Origin of the sequence: Vibrio sp. McD22-P3, assembly GCF_021568915.1 — a bacterium.
Classification (GTDB): Bacteria; Pseudomonadota; Gammaproteobacteria; order Enterobacterales; family Vibrionaceae; genus Vibrio; species Vibrio mediterranei.
The window spans coordinates 71664-78477 of sequence record NZ_JAKGTN010000026.1 but is presented as its reverse complement, the minus strand read 5'-3'; the positions used below and the strand labels follow the sequence as shown (position 1 = coordinate 78477).

4 protein-coding genes and 2 pseudogenes are annotated in these 6814 nt (G+C 43.3%); 2 read left to right on the top strand and 4 right to left on the bottom strand.

Annotation, left to right across the window (positions count from 1 at the left end):
* Window positions 1–141 precede the first annotated feature (141 nt).
* The 4 genes and pseudogenes from L2W36_RS23705 to radC all read right to left on the bottom strand — a co-directional run.
* Window positions 142–1398: a DNA cytosine methyltransferase gene (locus tag L2W36_RS23705; RefSeq protein WP_236111762.1), complete on the bottom strand. Its 1257-nt coding sequence runs from the start codon at window positions 1396–1398 to the stop codon at window positions 142–144.
* Window positions 1399–1571: 173 nt separating this feature from the next.
* Window positions 1572–2407 (bottom strand): annotated as a pseudogene (locus L2W36_RS23700) (IS30 family transposase); the annotation flags it as partial.
* Window positions 2408–2529: 122 nt separating this feature from the next.
* Window positions 2530–3276 (bottom strand): Eco47II family restriction endonuclease, encoded by a 747-nt coding sequence (locus L2W36_RS23695; protein ID WP_236111761.1) that lies wholly within the window; start codon window positions 3274–3276, stop codon window positions 2530–2532.
* Between the two features lie 780 nt (window positions 3277–4056).
* Window positions 4057–4578, bottom strand: a pseudogene (radC, locus tag L2W36_RS23690) (RadC family protein); the annotation flags it as partial.
* Window positions 4579–4788: 210 nt separating this feature from the next.
* Here radC and coaBC point away from each other — a divergent pair.
* Window positions 4789–5991 carry a bifunctional phosphopantothenoylcysteine decarboxylase/phosphopantothenate--cysteine ligase CoaBC gene (coaBC, locus tag L2W36_RS23685; RefSeq protein ID WP_198557246.1) on the top strand — a complete coding sequence of 401 codons (1203 nt, stop codon included), beginning with the start codon at window positions 4789–4791 and terminating at the stop codon, window positions 5989–5991.
* Window positions 5992–6218: 227 nt separating this feature from the next.
* Window positions 6219–6809, top strand: coding sequence for a nucleoid occlusion factor SlmA (slmA, locus tag L2W36_RS23680; protein WP_006075426.1), 591 nt, complete (start codon window positions 6219–6221; stop codon window positions 6807–6809).
* Window positions 6810–6814: the final 5 nt, after the last annotated feature.

Sequence of the window (6814 nt, the reverse complement as noted above, 5' to 3'; positions counted from 1 at the left end):
CTCTGAAGTTTTCGCTGCTATCAACCTACAAGTTGTTGCTGCTGAGTAATCTCAGTCAGAAGAACAATGAAAAACACCAGCTTCGGCTGGTGTTTTTTTAAGTTCAATGTTTTATCTATTAGAGTATGAAGCTCAAATTTTCTATTTATCCAACTCTAATTCGTCAATATCATTTAATAACCTAACTAAAGAGTGTCCCAGTGCTTTCGCCATATTCACAGGCACGGCATTACCTATCTGCTTGTATGCTGCATTTTTTGAACCTTTAAACTCCCAACTGTCAGGGAATGTTTGAATACGTGCATACTCCCTCACTCTTAACGGGCGGGTCTCGAGAGGGTGACAACGTTCGGTTTGTTTTTGAGCGGGCGATGTGGTCAGCGTTAAACTAGGCTCATCAAGAGATAAGCGTCTTGCCATCCCGGTCTTTCCTCCACCAAGGAAGTAACTTCCCCCCATATATTCTCGTTGCAGTTCATCAGAAAGATCTCGCCAGTATCCCCCTTGCGGTACTTCAGCCATTATCTCCTTCTTACGTTGAGAATAGGTTTGTCCTTCAGAGTCTGGAACATCGTTGTCATACAACTCTCCGGCATATAAAGCGTCACGTAACGTCATCACGCGACTGTAGGGCGATGGCCAATGAAACGTTACTTTCCGGGCTAAATCCTTACGAATTCCGACCAAGATCAAGCGTTCGCGTTTCTGTGGTACTTTGTAGAAGATTGCTTTAAGTACTCGTGGTTCGACTAATTCATAGCCTAGCTCGTCAATTACAGCTTTTATGGTTTCTAATGTTCTACCGTCATCATGGGTTAGTAGGGCTTTAACGTTTTCCGCCAAAAATACTTTAGGCTGTGTTTCTTTAATAGCACGGGCCATCTCAAAAAATAAGGTTCCGCGAGTATCTTCAAAGCCTAAGCTCTTACCTGCATAAGAAAAAGCTTGGCATGGAAAGCCACCAGTAAGAATATCAACGTCTTCTTCAATATTTGTAAAGTCTACTTTAGCAATGTCACCTTCAATTACATTCCAATCAGGGCGATTGTGACGTAGTGTTTTACAGGCATGTTTGTCCATCTCGTTAAGTAAGACACTTTTTAAACCTGCTTGATCCAAACCAATTGCAAGTCCACCGCCTCCGGCAAATAACTCGACTAAGTTAAAACTGCGCTTTGGGGTGATAGCGTGCTCTTCTTCCCAAGGGCTTTGGAGCATTTCTTGAATTTCAGGATGATTAGCGACTTGCTTAACTGGGATTTTTCCTGTCACAGGACACAGGATAAGCTCTCCTCGTTTAACTTTTGCTCCCATTGTTGCTTTAGACTGGGAAAGAATATCTGCGAGAACTTCTAAGCTGTAATGAATAGTTTCTTGTTTAGTTTGGACATCAAGCATTATGACGCTTCCAAGTTAGTTACTGTATGTTCGAGATGATACAACCTTATCCAGTCTAGGTCCAGAGTTTTTTTTAATTTCATTTGGGAACTCCTAATTCCATTCCCCGAATTCAACTCCAAAGTGCGACACTCTCTAATACCAAGCGGCCATTGCCATTCCTTTGAAAATAACGGCTGCTTGAACCCTAAACACTTTCTAGGACGGTTGTTGATCCTCGATTGAGCAAACGCTATATCGTCATCCGTCACCGTTCTTAAGCCCGTCCCTTTCTTCACATATTGTCTCAATAGGCCATTGGCATTTTCGTTTGCACCTCGCTCCCAAGAGCTATAAGGATGGGCAAAATACACTACTGCACCCAACGCTTCTGCGATGTGCTGATGACCTGTGAACTCCCCCCTGCCATTATCTGCGGTAATCGTGTGTACGCAATCGTTATATGGCATGAGCATTTCTATTGTTGTCGTTGTCACTGCGTCTGCGGATTTTGATGGTACCTTTTAGCCAAATAGAACCGACTCTTTCGCTCCAAGATGGTCACTATAGCGCCAGTACCGTGCTTGCCTAACACCGTGTCGATTTCCCAGTCTCCAAAGCGTTCTCGGCTATCGACAATCGATGGACGCTCATCAATCGATACTGCGTTTTTAATCGTTGGAGCCTTCTCTTTCTGCCCTTTACGAAATCGCTTGTGCCCTTGTCTAAGGTGGCGATAGAGATTGCCGCCTTGACGTTTATCCAGAGCAACATAGCAATAAATCCATTCATGTCTTACTGAAGCTCCCGCTTTAGTCAGAACTCTTGCGGGCTGTCTTACACCTACTAACGGAAGATGTGTGAGCATTCTTTGGACAATAATGGCCGAGTGTTCGGTTTCTTTTTAACTCATGATACACAGTTTCACGGTGGCATTTCACTTTCTTAGCAATTTCAGAGATTGAAATTCCCAGCTCCAAAGGGTTGAAATCTGATATCTTCTCCCCTCGATCAACTGCTGAAAACTCATGGTAGAACTGCTTGTTTCTCTGGCGAAAAGAGCGTACCACTTTCGAAAGTTGGCTTCCTCTTCTACACCTTCCTATGAATGTCGCACTTATTATCTGAAATCGGGAGCTAATCCTGCAAAAATTAAGTAAAATTAAGTTCATCAAAGCCAAGGTATTTCTGAAAAGGGAGAAGGTAGATACTTTTCAGAACATCGTCTGAAATTGCCTCTAGCTCACTAAAGACACTGTTTTCTATTTTCCCTAAATTAGTTTCTGCAACTATATCATCAATAACTTTGGGTAGTACTTGACACAAATTTCTGAAAGCGCTGACGTCACCAGTGGCGATCTCATAGAACTTATCAATTGAAATTCTTCGAATGTTCTTATGAGCGATCTTCTCACCATCCAAACTGATTGACCAAGGAATATCTTGACTATTCTTAGCAATAACCTCGACCAAATAGCAGGTCGCATTATCTTCACGGACGATTTTATTTTGCATTTTCATATATGTTTTCTGAGAGGAAGCAGAATTCATTGTATTATGTTTATTTTTTAATTCCGCATAGATATTGAGCTGTGTGTTTATGGCGTCGAATCCTCGTTCGGGCACCTCCCATCCATCGATAAAATTAAAAATATTCTGATGAAAATAGCCAATGTGATTAGTATTTGACTTGTCAATCTGGCGAATAGACTCTGATTCGATAATCTCGCGTATTGTCTTACCATAAACTTTCGAATCAAATGTTAGCTTGATAGGATCAAGTAAGTTCTTATTAAACTGCGATAAGTTAATTTTAAACCTGTATTTTTGAACAGTTTCTTTTACATGCTGATATAACTGTTCATCTGTAATAAATCCTAGTCCATAAGTCCCTGACATTGAGGCTCACCTTTTGTTAACCCGATAGTTGAACGAAACCGCTTTGCGGTAGAATAAAGTACACAGCCAGTCATATTCTAAGAAATCTTATGATCTTAGCTGAACTCAAACATTACCACTTTCTTTAGAGCAATACTTTAACAACCTAAAACTGCAAGGTAAACAACCTGTGATTATCAGAGCCTACCCTCGTGTGACACATACTCTCACACAGAATTACATCGCGGCTAACAAGGATTAAGCGCTGCGTAGCCGACGTTAAATCCCAAGTGTTGAACAAGCCCGAACCTCTATATAAGTAAATCGTGCGATCTGCTCTAGAAGGGTGGCGACCTTGGTGCTTTTCTCAAGGGCGAGTAGGCTCTCCGTAAGGCAGAGGTTTCGACAAGTCATCCGTTGCATTCTGCACGTCAGTTTTGCTATTTGTCATACCTGTAGTTATTCATGACTTGCTAATATAAGGTTTTTCGAAACCCATTTATGTCCAAAGGTGTGCTGACAGGGCACGTAACTCTAAATTGAGGGTGGTCAATTCATTGTCCACGTGTGGATAACGATGGACAATAAGCGGTGTTTTTCGTCAACAAAATTTGCTTTCACGGGTCTCATTACTCGCGTTACCAACTAGCCATATTTGACACCACACAACCTGAAGTGCTTTTGAGTCGCGTTTGTCACCGTTGACAGAAACTAACTTGGGGAGGGTTGTTTGAAAGTAGCTTCACTGCTGGGGTGCTACGCACACTCCCACCTTTGTCACCAAAAATATTACCCGACAAGGTTATGAGCAAGGATTAAAGCCGCCGCATTATGATGCAGAGCGCGCTTTACCACTTCCCTAGGATAAACAGACGCAGCATCTATCGTACCTTCAAACATTATTTCATCGGCAATGACACGATTCTGGTTGTCTAAGAATAGAACATAGAAAGCTTCTCTATGCCTATCTCGCAGCACACTCATTAAATAGTGTTTAGTCTGCTCTGGACTATTTAAGCTATCTCCTCGCTGAATGGTCTCACATAAATAGCGCTGGCTCATTTCCAACACAGCTTGCAACTGAACGTATTTTGCCAGCCCCAACCCCTTACGCTGACAAAATGCCTCCTGACTAGCAGTAAACAGAGCTCTTAAGGAACCGAAATCTGACAACAAAGCATCTGCCAGTTGCACTACATTCATGCCTTTTGTTCCGGTACGCAGAAAAATGGCAAGCAGCTCAGCATCACTCAGAGCATGACTGCCTCTATTTAGCAGCTTCTCTCGAGGTAATGATTCACTAGGGAGATGTTTTAGAACCATGATGGATAGTTAAAGTAGAACTTCGGTCTCTGCTTTATTACTTAATTAGAAATAAATAGACAGGAGGCAACAAGTAAGCTGCGAATCAATACTCGTTAGTATGTAACTGCGAGGTTTATCAAACAGCAGTTTTGCAGGTAAGCCCCTTGAAAGTGGCGGGACATCAACGCATTTGGTATCTTAGCCGCAGAAAAATTTAAGGAGCTGGTTATGCAAACATTAGCTGGAAAGAAAATACTATTGGGCATTAGCGGTGGTATCGCAGCCTACAAATGTGCAGAGCTAACGCGTCGACTCATCGAGCGCGGCGCAGAAGTGCAAGTCGTCATGACGAAAGCGGCCAAAGAGTTCATTACCCCTCTCACCATGCAAGCCGTCTCCGGCAGACCAGTCTCCGATAGTTTACTCGACCCTGCTGCAGAAGCTTCCATGGGTCATATTGAATTAGCTAAGTGGGCTGACCTTGTTCTTCTAGCCCCAGCGACTGCCGACCTTATTGCTAGAATATCAGCGGGCATGGGGAATGACTTACTGTCGACGCTGGTTCTGGCTACCGACGCTCCTGTTGCCGTATCACCGGCAATGAATCAACAAATGTACCTTAACGTAGCGACCCAAGAAAACATTGCCACACTCGCGCGTCGAGAAATGATGATCTGGGGACCCGCTGCTGGTGAACAAGCCTGTGGTGACGTTGGTCCAGGACGCATGCTTGAGCCAATGCAATTGGTCGAGAAATGTGAGCAGTTCTTTGGTCCTAAGCCATTGTCGGGCAAGTCGGTTGTGATCACCGCAGGCCCAACTCGTGAGGCTATCGATCCTGTCCGTTATATTTCTAACCACAGCTCTGGAAAAATGGGCTTCGCTTTGGCTCAAGCAGCACAGCAGCTCGGAGCTGAGGTTACGTTGATTTCAGGTCCAGTTTCTCTCCAAACTCCAAATGGAGTAAAACGCATTAACGTTGTCAGTGCCGAAGAGATGCATCAAGCGGCTATGGCCAATGCCACCCATCACGATATTTTCATTGGCTGCGCCGCTGTAGCCGACTATCGCCCTGTCGATATTGCCGCTCAAAAAATCAAGAAAACTGCAGATAACGATGATATGCATATCACTATGGTGAAGAATCCTGACATCATTGCCTCAGTGGCTTCGTTATCAGCATCACGTCCTTTTACTGTAGGTTTTGCCGCTGAGACACAAGATGTCGAGGCATACGCCTTAGATAAGCTACAACGTAAGAATCTGGATATGATTTGTGCAAATGATGTATCTATCGCTGGTCAAGGCTTTAACAGTGACTCAAATGCGATTACCGTATATTGGCAAGGCGGTAGCAAGTCATTAGGCAGCGCAATGAAAACTGAGTTAAGTCACGCCATTTTGGAAGCTATCTCAGAGCAGCTAGCATAAATCTAATGAGATAAGGTGGCACAGGCTGTTTGTGTTACTCATAGGCAAACTGCTTATCACAGAGTGCCTTTCCGTTAATGTATTCTCCAAAACAGAGATTGTTACACAGTTCAACCATTTACCACGTTGAACTGTGTAGTTATAAGCCGCTTAGGTACACTAACAGATCTACTTATGGGCGATATCGTGCTGAAATTGGCATGCAGTAATCAAAAGGAAAAGGATTTATGTCCGCTACGAAAAAGTCGAATAGAAAAGAGGAAATCCTTCAAGCACTCGCTCAAATGCTTGAGTCTAATGAAGGAACATCTCGCATCACCACCGCAAAGCTTGCCAAGCAAGTTGGGGTGTCTGAAGCAGCCCTCTATCGTCATTTTCCCAGCAAAGCCCGTATGTTCGAAGGGCTTATCGAGTTTATTGAAGAATCTTTAATGTCTCGAATTAACCGCATTCTCGATGAAGAAAAAGACACACTGACACGTATTCGTCTGGTACTTCAATTGATACTCGTTTTCTCCGAACGCAACCCAGGATTAAGTCGCATTCTTTCTGGTCATGCTCTAATGTTTGAGAATGAACGATTACGCGACCGAATTAATCAGCTTTATGAAAGAATTGAGACATCTTTGCGTCAAATCCTTCGTGAGCGCAAAATTCGCGAAGGTAAAAGCTTCCCTGTTGATGATAAAATTCTAGCAGCACAACTGCTTGGTCAAGTTGAAGGTAGCTTAAACCGCTTTGTTCGCTCTGACTTTAAATACACGCCAACGTCCACCTTTGATGAATACTGGGCGTTACTCAAACTACAATTGCAGTAAACTGA

Bases quoted from the DNA above. Each gene is read 5' to 3' on its own strand.
- slmA (WP_006075426.1), top strand. From the start codon at position 6,219: ATGTCCGCTACGAAAAAGTCGAATAGAAAAGAGGAAATCCTTCAAGCA.
- L2W36_RS23705 (WP_236111762.1), bottom strand. From the start codon at position 1,398: ATGCTTGATGTCCAAACTAAACAAGAAACTATTCATTACAGCTTAGAA.
- L2W36_RS23695 (WP_236111761.1), bottom strand. From the start codon at position 3,276: ATGTCAGGGACTTATGGACTAGGATTTATTACAGATGAACAGTTATAT.
- coaBC (WP_198557246.1), top strand. From the start codon at position 4,789: ATGCAAACATTAGCTGGAAAGAAAATACTATTGGGCATTAGCGGTGGT.